Origin of the sequence: Streptomyces odonnellii (assembly GCF_000981895.1) — a bacterium.
Lineage (GTDB): Bacteria > Actinomycetota > Actinomycetes > Streptomycetales > Streptomycetaceae > Streptomyces > Streptomyces odonnellii.
The window spans coordinates 28,067-50,484 of record NZ_LATD01000053.1 but is presented as its reverse complement, the minus strand read 5'-3'; the positions used below and the strand labels follow the sequence as shown (position 1 = coordinate 50,484).

General features: G+C 70.3%; 13 protein-coding genes, 1 tRNA gene and 1 pseudogene. 2 read left to right on the top strand and 13 right to left on the bottom strand.

All coding sequences use genetic code 11. The features are described 5' to 3' along the window. From WH07_RS40925 to WH07_RS07030, 4 genes and pseudogenes are all read right to left on the bottom strand, one after another. Positions 1-341 (bottom strand): annotated as a pseudogene (locus WH07_RS40925) (plasmid mobilization relaxosome protein MobC); the annotation flags it as partial. Between the two features lie 172 nt (positions 342-513). Continuing rightward, positions 514-1,377, bottom strand: a complete 864-nt coding sequence (locus WH07_RS07040) for a DUF2637 domain-containing protein (protein WP_046496631.1) — start codon at positions 1,375-1,377, stop codon at positions 514-516. A gap of 497 nt (positions 1,378-1,874) precedes the next feature. Further along, on the bottom strand, positions 1,875-3,188 hold the full coding sequence (locus WH07_RS07035; protein WP_046496629.1) for a DUF3631 domain-containing protein: 1,314 nt from the start codon (positions 3,186-3,188) through the stop codon (positions 1,875-1,877). Between the two features lie 230 nt (positions 3,189-3,418). Continuing rightward, positions 3,419-3,664, bottom strand: coding sequence for a hypothetical protein (locus WH07_RS07030; protein ID WP_198533739.1), 246 nt, complete (start codon positions 3,662-3,664; stop codon positions 3,419-3,421). A gap of 79 nt (positions 3,665-3,743) precedes the next feature. Here WH07_RS07030 and WH07_RS07025 point away from each other — a divergent pair, with 79 nt between their 5' ends. Next, positions 3,744-4,439, top strand: coding sequence for a helix-turn-helix domain-containing protein (locus WH07_RS07025; protein WP_046496628.1), 696 nt, complete (start codon positions 3,744-3,746; stop codon positions 4,437-4,439). After that, positions 4,436-6,049: a tyrosine-type recombinase/integrase gene (locus WH07_RS07020; RefSeq protein ID WP_046496626.1), complete on the top strand. Its 1,614-nt coding sequence runs from the start codon at positions 4,436-4,438 to the stop codon at positions 6,047-6,049. Before WH07_RS07025 ends, WH07_RS07020 begins: the two co-directional genes overlap by 4 nt. 127 nt (positions 6,050-6,176) lie before the next feature. Here the strand turns inward: WH07_RS07020 and WH07_RS07015 are convergent. From WH07_RS07015 to WH07_RS06975, 9 genes are all read right to left on the bottom strand, one after another. After that, positions 6,177-6,250, bottom strand: a tRNA-Thr gene (locus tag WH07_RS07015). A gap of 97 nt (positions 6,251-6,347) precedes the next feature. Further along, positions 6,348-7,889: an alpha/beta hydrolase gene (locus WH07_RS07010; RefSeq protein ID WP_046496623.1), complete on the bottom strand. Its 1,542-nt coding sequence runs from the start codon at positions 7,887-7,889 to the stop codon at positions 6,348-6,350. Between the two features lie 133 nt (positions 7,890-8,022). After that, the gene (locus WH07_RS07005; protein WP_046496621.1) at positions 8,023-9,228 is read right to left on the bottom strand and encodes a DNA polymerase III subunit delta'; all 1,206 of its coding nucleotides are present in this window, start codon (positions 9,226-9,228) and stop codon (positions 8,023-8,025) included. Positions 9,229-9,466: 238 nt separating this feature from the next. Next, positions 9,467-12,913 carry a dTMP kinase gene (gene tmk / locus WH07_RS07000; RefSeq protein ID WP_079023009.1) on the bottom strand — a complete coding sequence of 1,149 codons (3,447 nt, stop codon included), beginning with the start codon at positions 12,911-12,913 and terminating at the stop codon, positions 9,467-9,469. 296 nt (positions 12,914-13,209) lie between these two features. Further along, on the bottom strand, positions 13,210-16,038 hold the full coding sequence (topA, locus tag WH07_RS06995) for a type I DNA topoisomerase (RefSeq protein ID WP_046496617.1): 2,829 nt from the start codon (positions 16,036-16,038) through the stop codon (positions 13,210-13,212). Between the two features lie 376 nt (positions 16,039-16,414). Then, complete coding sequence (locus tag WH07_RS06990) at positions 16,415-16,612, bottom strand: hypothetical protein (protein WP_046496615.1); 198 nt, start codon at positions 16,610-16,612, stop codon at positions 16,415-16,417. Between the two features lie 573 nt (positions 16,613-17,185). Beyond that, a complete protein-coding gene (locus WH07_RS06985; protein ID WP_046496613.1) occupies positions 17,186-18,691 on the bottom strand; it encodes a DUF7059 domain-containing protein in 1,506 nt (501 codons plus the stop codon). A gap of 284 nt (positions 18,692-18,975) precedes the next feature. Continuing rightward, entirely contained in the window at positions 18,976-19,563 is a 588-nt protein-coding gene (locus WH07_RS06980; protein WP_046496611.1) for a hypothetical protein, read from the bottom strand. A gap of 256 nt (positions 19,564-19,819) precedes the next feature. Beyond that, the gene (locus tag WH07_RS06975; protein ID WP_046496609.1) at positions 19,820-22,231 is read right to left on the bottom strand and encodes a sodium-translocating pyrophosphatase; all 2,412 of its coding nucleotides are present in this window, start codon (positions 22,229-22,231) and stop codon (positions 19,820-19,822) included. Positions 22,232-22,418 lie beyond the last annotated feature (187 nt).

The following is a 22,418-nucleotide window of genomic DNA, read 5'->3' as shown; positions in this document are numbered from 1 at the left end:
ATCGTGGGCTGCGCGCTCTTCACGGCGGGTTCGCCGGCGGCGGCAACGTCTTCGCGCACGGGGCGGAGGATCTCGCGCTGAACGACGTGGAGCATGTCCTGGTCGGGGCCGCCCTCGGCCCCGACCCCCCGGCCCGGCGCCCCCTGGCGCTGGGTCTCCTCCGCCACCCCCGGGGCGGAGATCCCCGAAAACCGGCCGTGAGTCGGACTCGGGGTACTACTGGCTCCGCCAAGGGCAGCCCGCCCGAACGCACGGCGCCAACGATCCATCAGCGTAGGGGACTTCATCAGCGGCAGCGGCTCGTCGGGGGCGTTCTCGGGGCGGAGCGGATCGTGCGTCATGGGCGGTTCTCCGGAGAGGGGCGGGGAGTGCCTGCGGGTCAACAGGAAAGTCAGATGGAGTTCGGACACTCACCGCCTCATCCACAGGTGTGGACGATCACGAGATGTCTGGGGCGGTGACTGGCAGGCCGGGTGATCGGAAAGGGTTCCGGTCACCCGGCAGGGGTTCCGGTCAGCCGCTGGCCGGATCGGTCTCGGCGGAGGCTTCACGCTCGGCCCGGAGGATGTCCATCACCTCGGTCAGCCGCTTACTGCCGATCGTCAGCCCCTTGTCCTCAACTGCCGTTCGGACGACGGCCCGGGTGAGCTTGTCCTGCTCAGCGGCAGCTGCCCGGCCGATCTCCACGAGTGCCTCAAGCGGGGCGCCGGGTGGACGGCCACCGCGCGGCTTGCCCTCTGCAGCGCCGGAGGACGAATCCGGCGACTGGACGGATACGGCGGCCGGTCGCTCAGTGGCCTGACCGGGCTCAACCAGTAGCTCGGCGGGCCGGACGAGCTCGACCGGAGCCTCCGCAGGCTGGCCGACTGCCGTGGTCGACGGCTCGGTGGTCTGGACGGATGTGGTGGCCGATGGTTCCGGCACCTGCTTGGAGCGTGGGACCGAGTGGTCGACAGGCCGCTCGATGAGCTGGTGGATCTGCCGCATCAGCACGCCGAAGGCGACCATCGCGGCGGCCGGAGGAACCGCGGCGACCACATAGTCAAGGAACGGGACGGTGCTGGCGTTGCCCGTGCCGCTAACCCCGGCGACGTTCAGCGCGATGGAGCCAACCGAACCGATGGCGGTCACGACGATGGCCCATCGGTCGGTGACGCGGCGCAGGCCCGCGCGGAGCATGAGCAGCTCACCCGCGACGATGAACGCATCCAGGGTTGCTGGCCACGCCCAGCGGCGGATCGGTGACGCTCCCAGCCCGTGCTGGCCGGCGACGTCGGCCAGGTGCGCGTAGGAGAGCCAGAACGCTCCGCCGGTCAGGGCGACGATGACCAGGCCAGCCATGATGAGCACGTACCGCTCGGCATCATGCTTCGTCATCGTCGGCCGCCCCTTGCCGGGCCGGTCACTCGGCGGCTGGTGGTGCGGTGGATCAGAGACGGGGAGGGTCCTCAAGCGGGGTACTCCTGTGGTTTCGGTGTGGTGCGTCTTTGCCGTCTTGGCCGTTGCAAGCGCAGGTCGGGGCGGGTACGGCAGCGGCCTCGGTCTTCCGTCTTGGCGGGTGCTGTCGGCGTCTTCGGCCCGGTCGCGAGGGGGCTCAGGCGGTTCGCTGGGCCTGAGCCCGTCTCGGGGTGGCTGCGCCCGAGTCGAGACGGTGGCGTTGCGTCTTCCGTCTCGGCGAGCAGGGCTGTGACCTGAGCTGATACGGCAAGGACGCCTAGGACGTCGCAAGACGGATCGGGACAGCGTCTCGAGCGGGCAACACGCTGGTCATGATCGCGTTGCCGTCTCGGACCCGGTTGCCGTCTTGTCTGTAGGCCGTGTGACCTGCGAGATCACGGCAGGGACGGCACGGACGGCAACCAGGGGCGGCGGGGTCAGCCCTCGCCGGGAGCGGGGTCGGCGTCGACGGGGTGGACGGTGGGGCAGTACCGGCGCCAGGCGTCGAGGAACTTGTTGCGCATGTAGCCCTTGCGCTGGGTCCGGTCGGCCATGCGGACGTTGCCGGATGTAATGCCGAACTCTCGCAACATCCTGCCCAGCTCACGGGCGGTCAGCCCGCTGCGTCCCCACTCGGCCCACGGGCTTTCGGGGTCCTGGCGCAGGTGGTGGAGGAGTTCCTCGGTGGACAGACTGTCCACCTCGCGCTGGGCGACAAAGACCCGACGAATGTCGGCGAGGATCCGCGCACCACTCGGGTGATCCTCCTCGGCCGCCGCCTCTGCGGCGACCATCCGCGCACACGCGACCCGCGCCAACCGGGGCCAGTGCCCACCTACCAGGTCGGCGACGATGACCAGGGGCTCCCAGGTGTCCGCAGCACGGTCCTCGACCGGCATGTCCGGCTCCAAGTTCGCGGCCTCGTCCAGCAGGGGCCAGGCCCACGCGGCGATGCGGTCGCGCAGATCGTGCAGGGCCGGGATGTCGCGGCGGGAGCGGAAGGGCTTGACCTTCTCGCCCTCGGCCCGGCGCCGCATCCGGATCACCACCGCCCGGTCCATGATCGTGTCGGGCAGGTCACCGATTCCCGCGATCGCCGCCATGGCGAAGGTGGCGAACCGGTGTGGGGTGTGGTCGTTGCCGACCACCCGGGTCACGTAGCGGTTGCGCTGGTGACCGGCGTTGAGCAGGCCGCGCATCTCCTCGTTCTTCTCCGCCATCTTCGGCGTACCGAAGATGGTGTCCGCCTCGTCCACCAGCAGAGTGGGCGGCTGCTCCTCGGTTATCGAGCGGAAGATCGCCGCGGGTGTGGTGTTGATGGTCAGCATCGGATCGTGGACCGTCTCGGTCAGCACGTCCAGCAGCCGCGACTTGCCGCACCGCTTCGCCGGTCCCACCACCGCCAGGCGCGGGGCGTGCTGCCAAGCGGACTGCAGGTGCGTCGCCATCACCCACAAGGTGATCGCGTCCAGAGCCTCCTGTGAGGGTGGGATCACGAACTGGGCGAGCTGCGCGCGCAGTTCGCCCAGCAGCTGGGAGCCGTGCGTTGGCTCCGCATCGGGTATCTCCTCCAACCCGCGCGGCGCCTCCGCCTCGTCGGCGCTGCGGGCGTCCACATCGCCGCTCAGACCCGGATCGGCACTGTCAGCCTGTGCGGCGCGCAGGTGGGCGCCGGGCTGGCCGGGGATGGCCGCTGCGGGCCAAATCGCCTGGGCGGGGGCGGAATAGGACTCGGGGTTCTCGGGTTGCACTCGGCGGCTCCTCTGGCGGTTGCGGGCTCGCACGCCCTGGCCGCCGGGTCGGTTCACATGGGACTGGTGGGGCGTCATCGGGCCTCCGGCGTTGCACCGCCGGGGGCTCTCCCCCTTCTCGCGAGCGTTCGGGTACCGCGAGGGAACACGGACAGTACGTCCACGCCCCGCCACAGTCCAGCGTTTCTGTGTCAGCTCAGCGCAGAAGCGTCTGCTACGTACGCGTCTCCTCATGCAGCCAGCCCCAGCAGGGCCAACAGGTCCGCGGTCACCACCCGGTAGGCGTTGCCCAGCCGCAGCACCCTGCACGGGTACTGGCCGCGCTTCGCCAGCTCGTACCCCTTGCTCCGTCCGAGCCCCAACGCCCGATTGCCGGTCTCCAGGTCAACAGCAGCAGGAAGCTCCAACAGCTCCTCGCGACTCATGCCCCTCGCCCGGCCGGCGGGTTCGCTCTCACGCACACGTGCTCCATCCATGACTGAGCCCTCGGCGAACGTGACGATCACGCCCGGCTCCAGGCCACTAAATCCAGGATGGCGAAGCTAATGTGTCCTCATGACACAACACATTCTCGATGCTGGATACGACGACGAGGACGACGTCCCTGAGTGGGCCGACCACGTCATGGCCACCGTGGCCGCTGAGGTCCGACGCCGAAGGAAGGAGTTGCGCATGAGCGCCCAGGACCTCGCCGACCAGTGCGAGGAGCTTGGCCACCCGATCCCCCGCAACGTCATCGCCAATATGGAATCCGGCCGCCGCGCCAACCTGCCCCTGGTCGACGTCATGGTCCTGGCCAAGGCACTGCACACGAACCCGATCTGCCTCATCTACCCAATCGGTTACATCGCCGAGGTCCAGCGGCTCCCGTACGAGCACCGCATTGCTCCGTGGGAGGCCATGTGCTGGTTCACCGCTCAGGACAGCGGCTCCCTGGCCGACCGCGACATGCTCCGCTATCAGCGCGAGCACATCGAGGCCCTCGGCGAGGCGCGCTCCGCGATGGCCAGCGAGAGCTACGCGCAGTACGCCGTCAAGCGGGCCACCAGTGCCACAGGACGGGCGGAGGCCCTGCGCGACCAGGCCGCCTGCCTGGAGCGCATCGACATGGCTAAGCAACGCCTCCGCGTAGCCCGCTCCTTCATCCGCCGCGACCGCGGCCTCCTCCCCTACCTGCCACCCGAACTCGCCGACGTCGACCCACCCGAACCAGGCAGCGACGCCAACTCCACTGAGGAGAATGATCTTTGAAGGGCTCCACCTACCGCCGCTGTTCCTGCCGCGACCCGAAGACCGGCAAGGAACTCGGCACGTCCTGCCCCAAGCGCAACAGCAGGAACCACTGCACCTACTCCATACGCCAGGAGCTGCCGCCGCGTGAGGACGGCAGCCGCAGGTCCTTCGCCCGTGGCGGCTACGACAGCCGCAAGGCCGCCCAGGCCGACCTCGACCACGTCCGCGCTCTTCTGGGCCTGGCCGAGTCCGACGACCCCGAGGGCACGGAACTGATCGCCGCCATGCTGGCGGAAGTCAGCAGCGAGAAGGCTCCCCTGCCCGACGTCGAGGAGACGAGGCGACGCCTCAACGCCGGCCAGGACCTCATCGGCAGCCTGACCGTCGCCGCGTGGCTCGACCGCTGGCTGGCGGGCAAGCGCATACGCAAGTCCGGCCTGAACCGCTACGAGACCGATATCCGCGTGCACTTGAAGCCGCACATCGGGAACCGGCGCCTCGACCGGCTGCGCGTCAGCCACCTCAGCGACATGTTCACCGCCATCCGCGACGCCAACGCCCAGATCCTGGAGGACAACGCCCAACGGCGAGCCGCGATCGACGAGTTGGCGACCGTGCCGTGGAAGGGCACGGAGAACCGTGCCCGCCGCAAGGCGATGAAGGCCGCGATCGACGAGATGCCGCCCTTCCGCCGCATCACCGGTCCCGCCACACGCCTGCACGTCAAGGCCACCCTCCGCGCGGCCCTGAACGACGCGATCGGGCAGCAGGTCATCACGTTCAACCCGGCCGCTCACGTCGAGATCGACCCCGTGCGCAAGCCGAAGGCGCTGGTGTGGACGGACGAGCGGGTCGCCAAGTGGGAGCAGACGGGCGAGAAGCCGTCGCCGGTGATGGTCTGGACGCCCGCACAGACCGGTGCCTTCCTCGACTTCGTCGCCGAGGACCGGCTGTACGCGATGTGGCACCTGATCGCCTTCCGGGGTTTGCGCCGCGGAGAGGCGTGCGGGCAGCCGTGGTCGGAGACGAACCTCGACACTCACTCCCTCACGGTTTCCTCCCAACTCGTGCAGGACGGCTGGGAGATCGAGGCATCCGATCCCAAGACCGACAGCGGCTACCGCGTCGTCGCGCTCGACGACGACACCGTCAACGTCCTGAAGCGGCACCGCGAACAGCAGGACACCGACCGCACGGAGTGGGGCTCGGCCTGGGTCGAGACCGGCCATGTCTTCACCCAGGAAGACGGCTCCTGGCTCCACCCCGGCAAGGTCACCGACCTCTTCGAGCGGCTCGTCGCCGCCTCCGGCCTCCCGCCGATCCGGCTGCACGACCTGCGCCACGGCGCTGCCACCCTCATGCTCGCCGCCGACATCGACATCAAGATCGTGTCGGACACGCTCGGGCACAGCGACACCCGCATCACGCGGGACATTTACCAGAGCGTCTTGCCTCAGGTCGGTAAGAACGCCGCCGAGGCCACCGCCAAGCTGGTTCCGCTCCAGCGCAAGGTGGAAGCCGAAAAGGCCACACGCAAGGCGGAGAAAGCCCGGAAGAAGGCCAAGCGAGCCAAGAAGGCCGAGGCCAAGGGCACGAAGAAGGACCGGCGGAAGAGGCCCAAGAAGTAGGGCCGATCCCCCTCCGCTCACGCACCGCTCACGCAAGCCATCCCACAGCACCCCAGCCGTGTGCCGCGCCATGCCCCGAGCAACAGAAAACCCCAGGTCACGGGCTATGTGACCTGGGGTTTTTCTGAGCCGCCTTCGGGATTCGAACCCGAGACCTACGCATTACGAGTGCGTTGCTCTGGCCAACTGAGCTAAGGCGGCAGGCCGTGTGGACCATAGTGTGGTCTGCGGCGCCGCCAAGTCTACACAGTTTCCGGGGGTGCTCCGTACACCCCTGGGGTGGGGGTCTTTGTGCAGGTCAGGAGCACTTCTTGGCGGGAGGCGGCGGGGTGCCCTCCAGGAGGTACGTGTTGATCGCCGTGTCGATGCAGTCGCTGCCGCGGCCGTAGGCCGTGTGGCCGTCGCCGTCGTAGGTGAGCAGGGTGCCGGAGGAGAGCTGGGTGGCGAGGGACTGGGCCCATTTGTAAGGGGTGGCCGGGTCGCGGGTGGTGCCGACGACGACGATCGGGGCCGCGCCCTTCGCCTCGATGCGGTGGGGGGTGCCGGTGGGCTTGGTGGGCCAGTAGGCGCAGTTCAGGGATGCCCAGGCGAGGCCCTTGCCAAAGACCGGGGAGGCCTGCTCGAAGGCGGGGAGGGCCTGGGTGACCTCTTCGGGGGTGGTGAAGGCGGGCGGGAGGTCCAGGCAGTTCACGGCGGAGTTGGCGTACATCAGATTGGCGTATGAGCCATCGCTTTCGCGCTCGTAGTACGAATCGGCGAGTGCCAGGAGAGCGGAACCGTCGCCTTCCATGGCCGAGGCGAGGGCTTCGCGGAGCTGGGGCCAGGCGGACTCGTCGTACATCGCGGCGATCACACCAGTCGTGGCGAGGGACTCGCCCAGTGGGCGGCTCTCGCCGGTGGGCACCGGTTTGGCGTCCAGCGTCAGGAAGAAGGCCTTCATCCGGGCCGAGACCTCGGCCGCGGTGGTGCTGCCGAGAGGGCAGTCCGGCTGCTGGACGCAGTCCTGGGCGAAGGACTGGAAGGCGGTCTCGAAGCCGGCCGTCTGGTCACGGTTCAGGTCGCGGGCCGGCAGAGATGGGTCCATCGCGCCGTCGAGGACCAGGCGGCCGGCGCGCTGCGGGAACAGTTCGGCGTAGGTCGCGCCCAGGAACGTGCCGTACGAGGCGCCCACGTACGACAGCTTTTCGTCGCCCAGCACGGCGCGGAAGATGTCCATGTCACGGGCGGCCTCGACCGTGGAGACATGCGACAGGATCCCGGAGGACCGCTTCTCACAGCCCTGCGCGAACTTCTTGAACGACGCGGCGAGCAGCCCGCTCTCGGCCTGGTCGTCGGGAGTCTGGTCCACCTGCGTGTACGCGTCCATCTCCGGGCCGGTGAGGCACTCGATGGGTTCGCTGCGGGCGACACCGCGCGGGTCGATGGCCGCCATGTCGTACTGGGCGCGGACCGGGGCCGGGTAGCCGATGCCCGCGTACCCCTGGAGGTATCCGATCGCCGAGCCGCCGGGGCCGCCCGGGTTGACCAGGAGGGAGCCGAGGCGCTTGCCGGGGCCGGTGGCCTTCTTGCGGGAAACGGCCAGTTGGATCTCGGTGCCGTCCGGCTTCGCATAGTCGAGCGGGGCTTTCATCGTGGCGCACTGGAATCCCGGGACCCCGCACGAACGCCACTTCAGCTTCTGGTCGTAGAACTTCTTGAGCGCCGTCGAATCCAGCGCCGAAGAACCCGGGCCACTCGAATCCGGGGCCGACGAGCCCGGGGCCGGAGTGCAGCCGAAGATCAGTAGACCGGCTGCGGCCAACGCGGTGGCGGTGGCACGGAACAGACGCCTGTTGTCCATTCCGGGAGCCTAGCCGCCGGATGGCGTACGCCGCCTGTCGGTACTCGTACGGGTGAATAGACCGCTCATCGGCCCGCGTGCCCCGTCACATGCCCTGCCGGCTCCGCACGCCCCCGCTGCCTCCCGTGCCCCATCAGCCCGCGCGCAGCGACACCGCCATCGCCTCCACCGCCAGCAGCGGCGCCACATTGCGGTCCAGCGCCTCGCGGCAGGCCGCGATCGCCTCTATCCGGCGCAGGGTCCGCTCCGGCGTCGAGGCGCGGGCGACCCGGTCCAGCGCGTCCTGTATGTCCCCGTTGGCGAGCGCGATCCGCGAGCCGAACTGGAGCGCCAGCACATCGCGGTAGAACCCGGTCAGCTCGGTGAGGGCGAGATCGAGACTGTCCCGCTGCGTACGGGTGGAGCGCCGCTTCTGGCGGTCGGCCAGCTCCTTCATCACCCCCGCCGTGCCCCGGGGCATCCGGCCGCCCGCCGAGGCGCCGAGTGCGGCCTTCATGTCCTCGGTCTCCTTGGCGTCCACATCCTCGGCGACCTGCTTGGCGTCCTCCGTCGCGGAGTCGATCAGCTCCTGCGCCGCCTTGAGGCAGCCGCCCATGTCGTCCACGCGCAGCGGCAGCTTGAGAACGGCGGCGCGGCGGGCGCGGGCCCGTTCGTCGGTGGCGAGCCGACGGGCGCGGCCGATGTGTCCCTGGGTGGCACGGGCGGCGGCATGGGCCGCTTCGGGCTCGATGCCGTCGCGCCGTATCAGGACATCGGCGACGGCTTCCACCGGTGGGGTACGCAGTGTGAGATGACGGCAGCGCGAGCGGATGGTGGGCAGCACGTCCTCCAGCGAGGGCGCGCAGAGCAGCCAGACCGTACGGGGCGCCGGCTCCTCCACCGCCTTCAGCAGCACATTGCCCGCGCCCTCGGTGAGGCGGTCGGCGTCCTCCAGCACGATGACCTGCCAGCGGCCCACGGCCGGGGAGAGCTGGGCGCGGCGCACCAGCTCGCGGGTTTCCTTGACGCCGATGGACAGCAGGTCGGTACGGATCACCTCGACGTCGGCGTGCGTGCCGATCAGGCTCGTGTGACACCCGTCGCAGAACCCGCAGCCCGGCTCACCACCCAGCGCACGGTCCGGGCTCACGCACTGGAGAGCTGCGGCGAAGGCGCGGGCCGCGGTGGAACGGCCCGACCCCGGCGGTCCGGTGAACAGCCACGCGTGCGTCATCTTCGACGCCTCCGGCGGAGGGGTGCCCGAGGCGTCCGCGGTCACGAGCGCGTCCGCGTCACGGGCGGCGGCGGACAGCGCCGCGTGAACGCGGTCCTGCCCGACCAGGTCTTCCCATACGGTCATACGCCGTCACCGCCTCCTTACCGTCTGCTGCCCTGCTGTTCTGCGCGTACGGCCGTTCTGCGCGTACGGATCGGAATCCATTGTGGGGCCGGGGTCTGACAGCCCGGCCCCACCGGCGCGAACACGCCACTCGAACACTCAGCACCGAGCCGCGGCCACACCACCCGAATCCAGCAGGGCCGGCCGGAGCCAGCACGGACCAGCCGGCTGGCATCGACCTACCCCGGCCGGCATCGACCTACCGGCGACGGCGCCTGCTGTCGGGCTCGTCGTCGTCCTCGCGCGGGCCGAGCAGTTCGTCCGCCAGGCTCGGAAGATCGTCGAGCGGTGTCTCCTCCGCCCAGTCCGAACGCCGACGCGGGCGCTCCGACGGCGGCTCCGGCTCCCGTACCGCACTGTCCTGCGGGTCGAACTGCGGCAGCTCCCGCGTACGTTCATTGCCGCCGTCCCCGCGCGGAGCGGGTTCGTCCTCACGGAAGAATCCCTGCGGCACCCGGTCGGCCGGATCGGCGTCCCGTACGGGCTGCTCGGGCTGGACCGCCGGAAGCACCGCCGTCTCGTCGGCCTTACGTGCCCAGCTAGGCACTTCGGGCCGCTCGGGACGCTCGGGCCGCTCCGGCACCTGCGGGATGACCGCCGTCTCCTCGGCGTCCGGCACATCCCTTTTCCACAGATCCGGCGGCCGTACCGCCGGAACTTCCTGCGTCACGTCGTCCGAGGCAAGCGGCTGCTTCACGAGGCGCGTGGGCACCGTGATCTCATTCGGCGAAATCGGCGAAATCCCGGAGCCGGCAGACGCACCCGAAGCCCCGGCGCTCCCGGCGGCCGCACCAGGCCCACCGGTTCCGCCACCTCCAGCGCCACCACTACCTCCGGCGCCCCCGGCCGACGAAGCCTCTGCCTCCTCCGCCAGCCTCCGTGCCTCCTCGGCCCGGAGCAGCGACTCCTCCGCCCTGCGCTGCTTCTCACGGCGCCGCTCCTCGGCCTCCGCGCGCAGCCTCGCCTCTTCCTGGGCCTGCCGCCTGAGACGCGCCTGCTCCGCTTCGTACGCCCGCTCCTCGGCCTCCCGCCGCTTGCGCTCCTCCTCGGCCAGCCGCCGCGCCTCCTCGGCACGCTGCCTGGCCTCCTCCGCCTGCCGCTCGGCCTCGCGCTGCCGCTCCTCCTCCAGCTCGCGGCGCTTGCGCTCCTCCTCCTCGGCGCGGAGCTTGGCGAGCTGCGCCTGGCGTTCGCGCTCCAGCCGCTCCTCCTCGGCCTTGCGCGCGGCCTCTTCCTCCGCCCTGCGCCGGGCCTCCTCGATGGCGGCCTTCCGCGCCTCCTCCTGGGCCTTCACCTCGGCCTCGGAGAGCGGCAGCATCTGGTCGAGCCGGTGCCGTACGACCGTGGTGACCGCCTCGGGCTCCTGAGCGGCGTCGACGACCAGATACCGACCCGGGTCGGCGGCGGCCAGGGTCAGGAAACCCGACCGTACCCGCTGGTGGAACTCGGCCGGCTCGGACTCCAGCCGGTCCGGCGCCTCCGTGAACCGCTCGCGTGCCGTTTCCGGCGAGACATCGAGCAGCACGGTCAGGTGCGGTACGAGCCCGTCCGTCGCCCAGCGCGAGATACGGGCGATCTCGGTCGGCGAGAGATCGCGCCCCGCGCCCTGATACGCCACGGACGAGTCGATATAGCGGTCCGAGATGACGATCGCGCCGCGCTCCAGGGCGGGGCGCACGACGGAGTCGACATGCTCGGCGCGGTCGGCCGCGTACAGCAGCGCCTCCGCGCGGTTCGACAGACCTCCGCTCGACACATCCAGCAGGATCGAGCGCAGGCGCTTGCCGACGGGCGTGGCTCCTGGCTCGCGGGTGACCACCACTTCGTGGCCCTTGGCACGGATCCATTCCGCCAGCGCCTCGACCTGGGTCGACTTGCCGGCGCCGTCTCCTCCCTCGACCGCGAGGAAGAAGCCGCTCTTGGCGGGAGCCTGCGCCGGATCGGCGCCACCGCGCAGCGCGTCGCGGAGGTCACGACGCAGCGGCACCCCTGAACGGTCGTCCGTCTTGGCCAGGACGACCGCCGCGACCGGGAGCAACAGCGCGCCTACCAGCATCAGCGTGAAGGCCGCGCCGTCGTGCGCGAAGACAAAGGTTCCATTGGCGAGGCGGTGCGGGCCGATGGCCGCGGCGACGAGGGGGGCGACAACCACGCCGAGTGCGACAAAGACCCTTACGACGGCTTGCAGGTGTTCGGTGACTCGATTACGACGGTACTCCTCCGCCTCCAGGTCGATAAGCGCGTGGCCAGTACTCGCCACGACCCCGGCCGTGATGCCCGCGAACAGCGCGAGGAACACCACAGTCGCCGTGTCCGGCACCAGCCCCATGGCCAGCAACGCGATACCGGTGACCGCGATCGCCAGCGCGAACAGACGCCGCCGCGACAGCGAGGGCAGCACCTTCGCGGCGCCGCGGATGCCCAGTGCCGTACCACCGGTCAGGGCGAGGACCAGCAGAGCGAAGGCGACAGGACCGCCGCCGAGGTCCTTGGCGTGCAGTACGGCGACGGCCACGGCGGACGCGATGGCCGCCGCGATCGCGCCGCAGGCGAGGACCAGCAGAGGCAGCGCTCCCGTACGCCCCTTGTCCCGGCCGCCACCACTGCCGCCGGCGCCACCAGCACCGCCGCCGTCAGCACCGTCGGCGCCCGCGCCGACACCCGTACCGGCACCGGCACCGCCCACCGCGGACGGCCGCCGCAGCCCTTCGAGCGGCGACCGCGGCCGGGGCGTATGCCCGTCCGGCAGCTCCAGGAAGTACAGCGTGGACACGGACGCGGCGAACAGCCCCGCCGCGACATACGAGCCGAGCGCCGCCTGATGCAGCGAGAACCAGTCGACGCCCGCGCCGATCAGGCCGGCGACCAGCGTGGCCACCAGCAGGACCGCCGCCGCGACGGGCACCGAGGCGAACGTCGTACGGAGGGAGAGCCGGCGCAGCGCGTCGAGGTGGTCGGGCAGCGGCCGTACCGCGGCGCCTTCCAGCGGCGGGGCCGGCAGCAGGGCCGGCGCGGCGCTCTCCTTGGAGACCGTCCAGAACCGCTCGGCGACCCCCAGCACGAAGACGGTACTGAGAAGGATCGGGAGCGCGCGGTCCGGCGACCAGTCGAGCCACAGCGGCGCGATGATGAGCAGCACAAGGCGGAGCACATCCGCGACGATCATCGTCCAGCGGCGGTCCAGCGGCCCACCGTCCTTGGCCTGCTTGGCCTGCTTGGCCCGCTTCTTGGGCGCGTCACCCGCCCCGCCGGCCGCCTCGTCCACAGGCGCTGCCACGGCCTTGGGCGCAGACCGTGCGGACCGTACGCCACTGCCCGGCTCGACCAGCGACGACAGCGGCCCGAGCAGGACCGCCCCGAACAGCAGCGTCGCGAGAACCCGGGCGCCGAACACCGCCGCGACGGCGAACGCCGCGCCCCGGTATCCCGCTCCGAACGAGCCCTCGGCGATCGCCGCCTGCAACGACAGCAGCAGAAGCACGAGTACGGCGAGTACGTCGCCGACGCCGCCGGCGAACTGCGCGCCCCACAACCGCCTCAGCGGAGGAAGGCGCAGCAGAGATCGCACGGCACGCTCTCGTGAGTCTGCGGCAAGTGCGTCGGAGTCGGAGGTGGGGCTCACGACCGTTGGCTGCTCGGCTCGCGTCATTCGGCCAGCCTATCGGGAGCTGTTGACTCCCTGGTGTCCCCGTCCGAACATGCGGGCGCCCATCGCGCCCGGCAACCCGGAACAACGCGGACCGCCCGCCGCCGACCAGGCTCCCGCACGAACCGCGCCGTGCCGCCCCATGAACGAACCGCACCGTGAACGAACCGCACCGTGAACGAACCGCACCGTGAACGAACCGCACCGTGAACGAACCGCACCGCGGTCAGCCGCACCGCGGCCAACCAGCCACCCACGCACCGCAATCAGCCGGCGCGCGCCCTACCGTTCCCGGTCCGTCACTCGTCCGTCTTCGCCGACGCCGCCGCCTTCGAGGACGCCGTCTTCTTGGCCGCCGACGCGGTCTTCGACGCCGTCGTCTTCGCGGCGGCCTTCTTCGCCGTCGTCGCCTTCTTGACCGGAGCCTTCTTCGCCGCAGTCTTGGCCGTCTTCTTCGCGGTCTTCTTGGCCGGCCCCTTGGCGCGCTTCTCCGCGAGCAGTTCGTACCCGCGCTCCGGAGTGATCTCCTCGACGCTGTCTCCGGTCCGCAAGGTCGCGTTCGTCTCGCCGTCGGTGACGTACGGCCCGAAACGCCCGTCCTTCACCACCACCGGCCGCTCGCTCACCGGGTCCGTACCCAGCTCCTTCAGCGGCGGCTTGGCCGCGGCCCGCCCGCGCTGCTTCGGCTGCGCGTAGATCGCCAGCGCCTCGTCCAGCGTGATGCCGAAGAGCTGGTCCTCGGTCTCCAGCGACCGCGAGTCGGTGCCCTTCTTGAGATACGGGCCGTACCGCCCGTTCTGCGCGGTGATCTCAACGCCCTCGGCGTCCTTGCCGACCACCCGCGGGAGCGACATCAGCCTGAGCGCGTCGTCGAGCGTGACCGTATCCAGGGACATGGACTTGAAGAGCGAGGCGGTACGCGGCTTGACCGCGTTCTTGCCGGTCTTCGGGGTGCCGTCCGGGAGGATCTCGGTGACATACGGCCCGTACCGGCCGTCCTTCGCCACGATCTGATGGCCCGTCACCGGATCCGCGCCCAGTTCGAAATCGCCGCTCGGCTTGGCCAGCAGCTCCTCCGCGTACTGGACGGTCAGCTCGTCGGGCGCCAGGTCCTCCGGCACATCGGCTCGCTGATGGCCCTCTTCGTCCTTGTCGCCGCGCTCGACATACGGCCCGTACCGGCCGACGCGCAGCATGATGCCCTCGCCGACGGGGAAGGACGAGATCTCGCGCGCGTCGATCGCGCCGAGGTCCGTGACCAGCTCCTTGAGACCGCCGAGGTGGTCTCCGTCGCCGTTGCCCGCGCCCGACGCGAGCCCCGCGTTGTCGTCGCCCTCGCCGAAGTAGAACCGCTTCAGCCACGGCACGGCCTGGGCCTCGCCCCGCGCGATGCGGTCGAGGTCGTCCTCCATCTTGGCCGTGAAGTCGTAGTCGACCAGCCGGCCGAAGTGCTTCTCCAGCAGATTGACCACGGCGAAGGACAGGAAGGACGGGACGAGCGCGGTGCCCTTCTTGAAGACATAGCCGCGGTCGAGGATGGTGCCGATGATCGAGGCGTATGTCGACGGACGACCGATCTCGCGCTCTTCCAGCTCCTTGACCAGCGACGCTTCGGTATAGCGGGCCGGAGGCTTGGTCGCGTGACCGTCGACGGACAGCTCTTCGGCGGTGAGCGCGTCGCCCTCGGCCACCTGCGGCAGCCGGCGCTCGCGGTCGTCCAGCTCGGCGTTCGGGTCGTCCGCGCCCTCCACGTACGCCTTCATGAAGCCGTGGAAGGTGATCGTCTTGCCGGAGGCGGAGAATTCCACGTCCCGGCCGTCGCTCGACGTACCGCCGATCTTGACGGTGACGCTGTTGCCGACCGCGTCCTTCATCTGGGAGGCGACGGTCCGCTTCCAGATCAGCTCGTACAGCTTGAACTGGTCGCCGGTCAGACCCGTCTCCGCGGGTGTACGGAAACGGTCGCCCGAGGGCCGGATCGCCTCGTGCGCCTCCTGCGCGTTCTTGACCTTGCCGGCGTACGTGCGCGGCCTGTCCGGCAGATAGCTCGCCCCGTACAACTGCGTGACCTGCGCACGAGCAGCCGAGACCGCCGTGTCGGAGAGGGTCGTGGAGTCCGTACGCATATAGGTGATGAAGCCGTTCTCGTACAGCTTCTGCGCGACCTGCATCGTGGACTTCGCCCCGAAGCCCAGCTTGCGCGAGGCCTCCTGCTGGAGGGTCGTCGTACGGAACGGGGCGTACGGGGAGCGGCGGTACGGCTTGGACTCGACCGAGCGGACCGAGAAGGAGGCGTTCTCCAGGGCGGCGGCGAGCGCGCGTGCGTTGGCCTCGTCGAGGTGCAGCGCCTGGGGGGTCTTGAGCTGTCCGTCCGGGCCGAAGTCCCGGCCCTGGGCGACACGCCGGCCGTCGACCGCGTTCAGCCGGGCGACCAGCGAGGACGGGTCGGAGGCGTCTCCGGCGCGGCCGGTGGAGAACGTACCGGTCAGGTCCCAGTACTCCGCGGAGCGGAACGCGATGCGCTCGCGCTCCCGCTCGACGACGAGCCGGGTGGCGACGGACTGCACCCGGCCGGCGGAGAGGCCGCGCATGACCTTTTTCCACAGGACCGGCGAGACCTCGTAGCCGTACAGCCTGTCGAGGATGCGGCGGGTCTCCTGCGCGTCGACCATGCGCGAGTTCAGCTCACGCGGGTTGGCGACGGCGGCCCTGATCGCGTCCTTGGTGATCTCGTGGAAGACCATCCGCTTGACGGGGACCTTGGGCTTGAGGACTTCCTGGAGGTGCCATGCGATGGCTTCGCCCTCGCGGTCCTCATCGGTGGCGAGGTACAGCTCGTCGGACTCGGCCAGCAGCTCCTTGAGCTTTCTGACCTGAGCCCGCTTGTCGGCGTTGACCACATAGATCGGCTGGAAGTCATGTTCGACGTCCACACCGAGGCGGCGCACCTCGCCGGTGTACTTCTCGGGCACCTCCGCGGCGCCGTTCGGGAGGTCGCGGATGTGCCCGACGCTCGCCTCGACGACATAGCCGGGGCCGAGGTAGCCCTTGATCGTCTTCGCCTTGGCAGGCGACTCGACGATGACGAGTCGGCGGCCGCCGTGTGCGGTCTCGCTGGTCGGGGACAACTTCGCTCTTCTCTCCGGTCGACGCTCGGTGGGCCCGTACGGCACCGTACGGGCGTACGGCACGGCCGGGCGCGGACGGCCCAGCGGTGACGCTGCTTCGCTGCGGAGTGTGACGGTACAACCCGCCCCCGTGTCAAACGGCAAAAGCCCGCAACGGCCACTCGAACGGTAACCCGACTCCAGCCATTCCTGCCGCCCGGACCCCCGGGCCCGTCGCGTCGGGAACCGGTGGCCAGGGTTCCGCCGGGGTGCTTCAAGCTGCCCCGGTCGCGGGGCTCCGAAACCCGTCCGGTGCAGGTCGAGCCGCCTGGCGGCGGTCTGCGCGCACCTGTTCGATCATGGCCCGGAGGTTCCGGTCCGGCTCGGAGAACCGGGATCAGACACGACCGAAGCACCACACGCCGAGAGCGAGAAAGACCACGCCCGAGAGTGTCGCGAGCGTGATGGAGGCCGCAGGCCGTATTCCGTGGGCGACGGGTGCGCGATGGAGCACGCGTACCCCGGTCCACAGCAGCAGCCCGGCGCCGAACAGCGCGAATGTCGCCCCCGCGAAGATCGCCGGCCCACTTTCCATGCCCGTACCTCACTCCTTGCGCGATGCCGCCCCGTAAGGCGACGAGGGTCCAGGAGGCCGAGGCTGGCACCTCGGGGCGTCAGCGGTACGAATTCCGGGTGAACGCCCCGCACGCGTTCCCCCGGCCCGCTCCGGCCGGTACGCGGGTGCCGCCCGGCAGGCCACAGCACCGGCTGGGAGCCACGGCGCGCCCGGGGCCGGTCCCGTCGGCCTCGGCAGTCGGCCGGCCGCCGCCGGACGGCCCAGCGCGGCGTTCCGGACAGGGCCGGTCAAGCCCTGTGCAAGCCAGATCGAGCCGGACCGAGTCAGATCGAGCGGGGTCAGACTCGGCCGGATCGGACCGTCTCAAGGCGCCCCTGGGCCCGCAACGGCCCCTGGGGCATCGCCCCGCCGCGCGCCCACGCGCCTACGCATCCGACCGCCCGGCCGATCCCGGGGAGCCCTTGGCCCACACGCCGATCATGTACGTACCAGCCGACCATGTGCGTACCGACCGAGCGCGCACGACGGCCCGAGCACGCACGATGCCCGCCCCGCCCGGCGCCCCGCGCCGCCCGCCCGTCGTGTCCGCCGTCAGACAGAAGTCGGTGCCGGTTCCAGAAAGCCCTCCTCCACCAGGAGACGGATCGCCTGCGGCGTACGGTCACGGAGCAGCACCGGATCCTCCTGCATGAGCTGAGCGATCGCGTCGACGATCCGCCCTGCGCTCAGCCTCCCGTCACAGACCCCCGCGAATCCGGCCGCGACCGCGTCGACCTTCGTCGCCCGCCGCATGCCCCGGTGCTGCCGCAGCACCACATGCTCCGGATCCTCGGCGCCTGGCAGCCCCACCTGCTCCTGGACGACCTCGGGCGCCAGGACGAAGTGCCCGGTGAGCAGCCCCGCGTCGTCGTGCGCGCGCAGATAGTCCTGCCGCTCGAAGTGCGCGCGTACGGTCTCGCCGAGCGGCTGCTCGACCGGGTGCGGCCACTCCTCCACGACAACGGACTGCCGCTCCGCGCCCGACTTCCTGAGCGTGATCCAGCCGAAGCCGACGGCCTTGGTCTTAAGGGTCTCGAACTCGTCCAGCCACGCTTCGTACCGCGCGGCGTACTCCTCCGTATCCTCCCGGTGGTCGCCGCTGTCCCGCAGCCACAACTCGGCGTACTGCGTGACGTCCTGGACCTCGCGCTGCACGATCCAGGCGTCACAGCCGGCCGGCACCCATGAGCGCAGCCGCTGCTCCCACTCCTCCCCCTCCACGTGCTGCCAGTTGGCGAGGAAGTGCGCGAAGCCGCCCTCGCGCAGCCGCTCCCCCGCCTGCTGAACGAGCGTCCGGCACAGATCGTCCCCGCTCATCCCGCCGTCCCGGTAAGTCAGCCTGGCGCCGGGCGAGATGACGAACGGTGGGTTCGACACGATCAGGTCGTACGTCTCGTCCCCGACCGGCTCGAACAGCGACCCCTCGCGCAACTCGGCGGCCGGCGCGCCGGACAGAGCCAGCGTCAGGCGGGTGAAGCCGAGCGCTCGCGGATTGAGATCGGTGGCCGTGACCCGTGTGGCGTGCTGGGTCGCGTGCAGCGCCTGGATACCGCAGCCGGTGCCGAGATCGAGCGCCTTCTCGACAGGAGTACGTACGGTGATCCCGGCCAGGGTCGTCGAGGCGCCGCCGACGCCGAGCACCACCCCCTCGTCATGGCCGCTCGCTCCTGAGGCGCCCCCGACCGCGAGCCCCAGGTCGGAGACGATGAACCAGTCCTGCCCCGCCGGCCCGCCGTACGGCCGCACATCCACCGTCGCGCGGACCTCCGCCCCGTCCCGTACCAGCCAGCCGTCCGCCAGCGCCTCGTCCAGCGGCAGCGCGGCCGCCGCGCGCTCCCCCGGGACCGGCCTCTGGAGAAGAAAGAGCCGTACGAGCGTTTCGAGCGGCGTGTCGCCACGGGTGGCGCGCAGCGCGGGCACGGTCTCGCTGCGGGCCAGCGCGGCGTACGCGGGCGCGCCGAGCAGGTCGAGGAGGCCGTCGACGGTGAAGTCCGCGGCCAGCAGAGCCGCACGGAGTCGGGTCGAGTGGTCGGGCGTGGGAAGGCTGGTCGTACTCACCCGCCCATTGTGGCGGCTGCCACTGACAACGGCCCGCGGCCCGGTCCCTCCGTTCGGGGGACCGGGCCGCGGTGCGGTGTTCGAGAGCGGGAGTTGCGGGGTTCACAGGAGGTACGGGGGTACGGGGTACGAGGCACAGGCGTACGACGTACGGGCCGCGACGCGAACGGGACACGGGGCGAAGGCGCGCTGCCCAACCCTGGCAGCGCGCCACCGCCGTCACGCCCGTACGGCCTGGTGCCTGTCGGGCCGGTCGGAGCCTAGGCTCTGACCGGCGGACCGGGTCAGCTGCCGTCGGCGGGCGCGCCGGTGCCGCCGGCATTCGCCGCCGGGGTCTTCTGGCAGCCGGACTGCTTCGCCATCGCCGCGCCGACAGCGCCGGACTGGAGCTGCCGGAGCGCCTGGTCACCGCTCTTGCTGAGCTTGTCCAGCTCGTCCGCGACGTCCTTGAGGCCGTCGGCGAAGTCCGCCTGGTCCTTCGTGTCCAGCCCGTCGACCTTCTTCTGGAGGCTCGCGTACGCCGCGGAGGTGGCGTTGAGTTCCTTGACGGCCTCCTGCTGAGTCTTCTCGCCGTCGGCGACGGGCGGGGCGCCCGCGCTGTTCACGGCGGAACCCAGCGCCTTGTAGGCGCCGGAGATGGACTGGAAGGCCGCGGAGTCGGTCTTCTGGACATCCGCGGGCTTGGTGCTGTCCGAGGTCGCCTGCTGGATGGAGGTGTTGGCGGCCCCGATCTTGCTCAGCTCGGGCTGAACCTGGTCGCAGACCTTCTTGGCCCAGTCGTTCACCTTGCTCTCGCTGTCGTCACTGCAACCGGACAGCGCCATGAGCAGTACCGCACCGCCGGACAGCGCGGCCACAAGCTTCTTGTTCACCGGATGGTCCCTTCCAAGGCTCTCGGCCCCGGAACATACACGCCATGTGGGCGACAACCGCGCCCCAGTAGCCCAGTCTGTGTGCTATTGCAGCCATTTGCACCAAGGGAGAGAACCCTCACGCTCACCACGCGTTCCCGGTGGTGCCCACAGGCGGGCGGCGCGTCCCTTCCGCGCCGCCCGCCCGCCGCCGCTCCGGTACGGTCATGGACCTGCCGGTACGGTCACGGGCCCCGGTCGGACCTCCGGCCGGCCATCAGGAAGCCACCGCCGGATCGGGCGACTTCTCGCTCCCGCCGCCGGAACCCTCGCCGCCGCTGCCGTCCCCGTCGCCCACCGCCACGGAACGACGCTTGGAGACGTACACGGCCCCGACGATGACTGCGATGGCGAGGACCGCCACCACGGCGCGGATCCCCGCGCTGGCGTCGCTCCCGTAGCTGAACTGCACGACCGCCGGCGCGATGAGCAGCGCCACCAGGTTCATCACCTTCAGCAGCGGGTTGATCGCCGGACCCGCAGTGTCCTTGAACGGGTCGCCGACCGTGTCGCCGATCACCGTCGCGGCGTGGGCGTCGCTGCCCTTGCCGCCGTGGTGGCCGTCCTCGACGAGCTTCTTGGCGTTGTCCCAGGCACCGCCCGAGTTGGCCAGGAAGACGGCCATGAGGATGCCGGTGCCGATCGCGCCGGCCAGGAAGGAGCCGAGCGCCCCGACCCCGAGCGAGAAGCCCACGGCGATCGGGGTGAGGACGGCGAGCAGCCCCGGCGTGGCCAGCTCGCGCAGCGCGTCCTTCGTACAGATGTCGACGACGCGCCCGTACTCCGGCTTCTCGGTGTAGTCCATGATCCCGGGGTGCTCGCGGAACTGCCGCCGCACCTCGTACACCACCGAACCGGCCGACCGCGACACCGCGTTGATCGCCAGTCCTGAGAACAGGAAGACGACCGCGGCGCCGAGGATCAGGCCCACCAGATTGTTGGGCTGGGAGATGTCCAGGCTGAGGGTCAGCCCGCCCGCCGTGGCACCCACATCCGCGACGGCCGTGGCGATGGCGTCGCGGTACGAGCCGAAGAGCGCCGCCGCGGCGAGTACGGCCGTGGCGATGGCGATGCCTTTTGTGATCGCCTTCGTGGTGTTGCCGACGGCGTCCAGGTCGGTGAGCACCTGGGCGCCCGCGCCCTCGACGTCGCCGGACATCTCGGCGATGCCCTGGGCGTTGTCGGAGACCGGGCCGAAGGTGTCCATGGCGACGATGACGCCGACGGTGGTGAGCAGTCCGGTGCCGGCCAGCGCCACCGCGAAGAGGGCGAGCATGATCGACGTACCGCCGAGCAGGAACGCCCCGTACACCGCGAGACCGATCAGCAGCGCTGTGTAGACGGCCGATTCCAGGCCGATGGCGATCCCCGCGAGCACCACGGTGGCGGGGCCGGTCAGGGCGGACTTGCCGATGTCCTTGACCGGGCGCCTGGTGGTCTCGGTGAAATAGCCGGTGAGCTGCTGGATCAGCGCGGCGAGCACGATGCCGATGGCGACCGCGACCAGGGCGAGCACGCGCGGGTCGCCGGAGTGCGTCAGGATCGCCTGGTCGTCCACTCCGTCCAGCCCGGCGTACGAGGACGGCAGGTAGACGAAGACCGCGACGGCCACCAGGGCGAGCGAGATCACCGCGGAGATGAAGAAGCCGCGGTTGATGGCGCTCATTCCGCTGCGGTCGGCGCGGCGCGGGGCGACCGCGAAGATGCCGATCATCGCCGTGATCACGCCGATCGCCGGAACGATCAGCGGGAAGGCGAGCCCGAAGTCCCCGAACGCCGCCTTGCCGAGGATCAGCGCGGCGACGAGCGTCACGGCGTACGACTCGAAGAGGTCGGCGGCCATGCCCGCGCAGTCCCCGACGTTGTCGCCCACGTTGTCGGCGATGGTCGCGGCATTGCGCGGATCGTCCTCGGGAATGCCCTTCTCGACCTTGCCGACCAGGTCGGCGCCGACGTCGGCCGCCTTGGTGAAGATACCGCCGCCGACACGCATGAACATGGCGATCAGCGCGGCGCCGAGCCCGAAGCCCTCCAGCACCTTGGGCGCGTCGGCGGCGTAGACGAGGACCACGCAGGAGGCACCGAGCAGGCCGAGGCCCACCGTGAACATGCCGACCACACCGCCCGTACGGAATGCGATCTTCATAGCCGTGTGCGAAACGGCCGTGAGATCTTTTTGCGGCTCGCCCTCCGCCGGGGTCGCCTCGCGCGCGGCGGCGGCGACGCGCACATTGCTGCGTACGGCGAGCCGCATGCCGATGTAACCGGTGGCCGCCGAGAAAAGCGCACCCACCAGGAAGAACAGCGAACGTCCCGCGCGCTGCGACCAGTTGTCGGCCGGAAGCAGCATCAGCAGGAAGAACACCACGACGGCGAAGACGCCGAGGGTGCGCAACTGCCGGGCCAGATAGGCATTCGCGCCTTCCTGTACGGCCGCCGCGATCTCTTTCATCGAATCGGTGCCCTCGCCGGCCGCCAGGACCTGCCGGACCAGTAGCTGGGCGACAAACAGCGCCGCCAGCGCGACCACCGCGATGACGATCACGATGAGCCGGTTGTCGTCCGTGAGTATCGCAGCCGCGAGAGAAGTGGGGTATTCGGACAGTTGTGGATGGAAGTGCCCCGCCATTCGTCCTCCTTGACGCTCAGCGTTCAAGATGGACGGATTGTAGGGAGCAGAACCTGATCAAAACAGAGCACGCCACATGTAATTGACCTTGACTTATCCGTAAGCAAATGATCGCAATGAAAATAAGTAATGGGATAAACACATTGATAAAATGATCGACGATCTTCCGGGAAATAGGAAAGGCCCT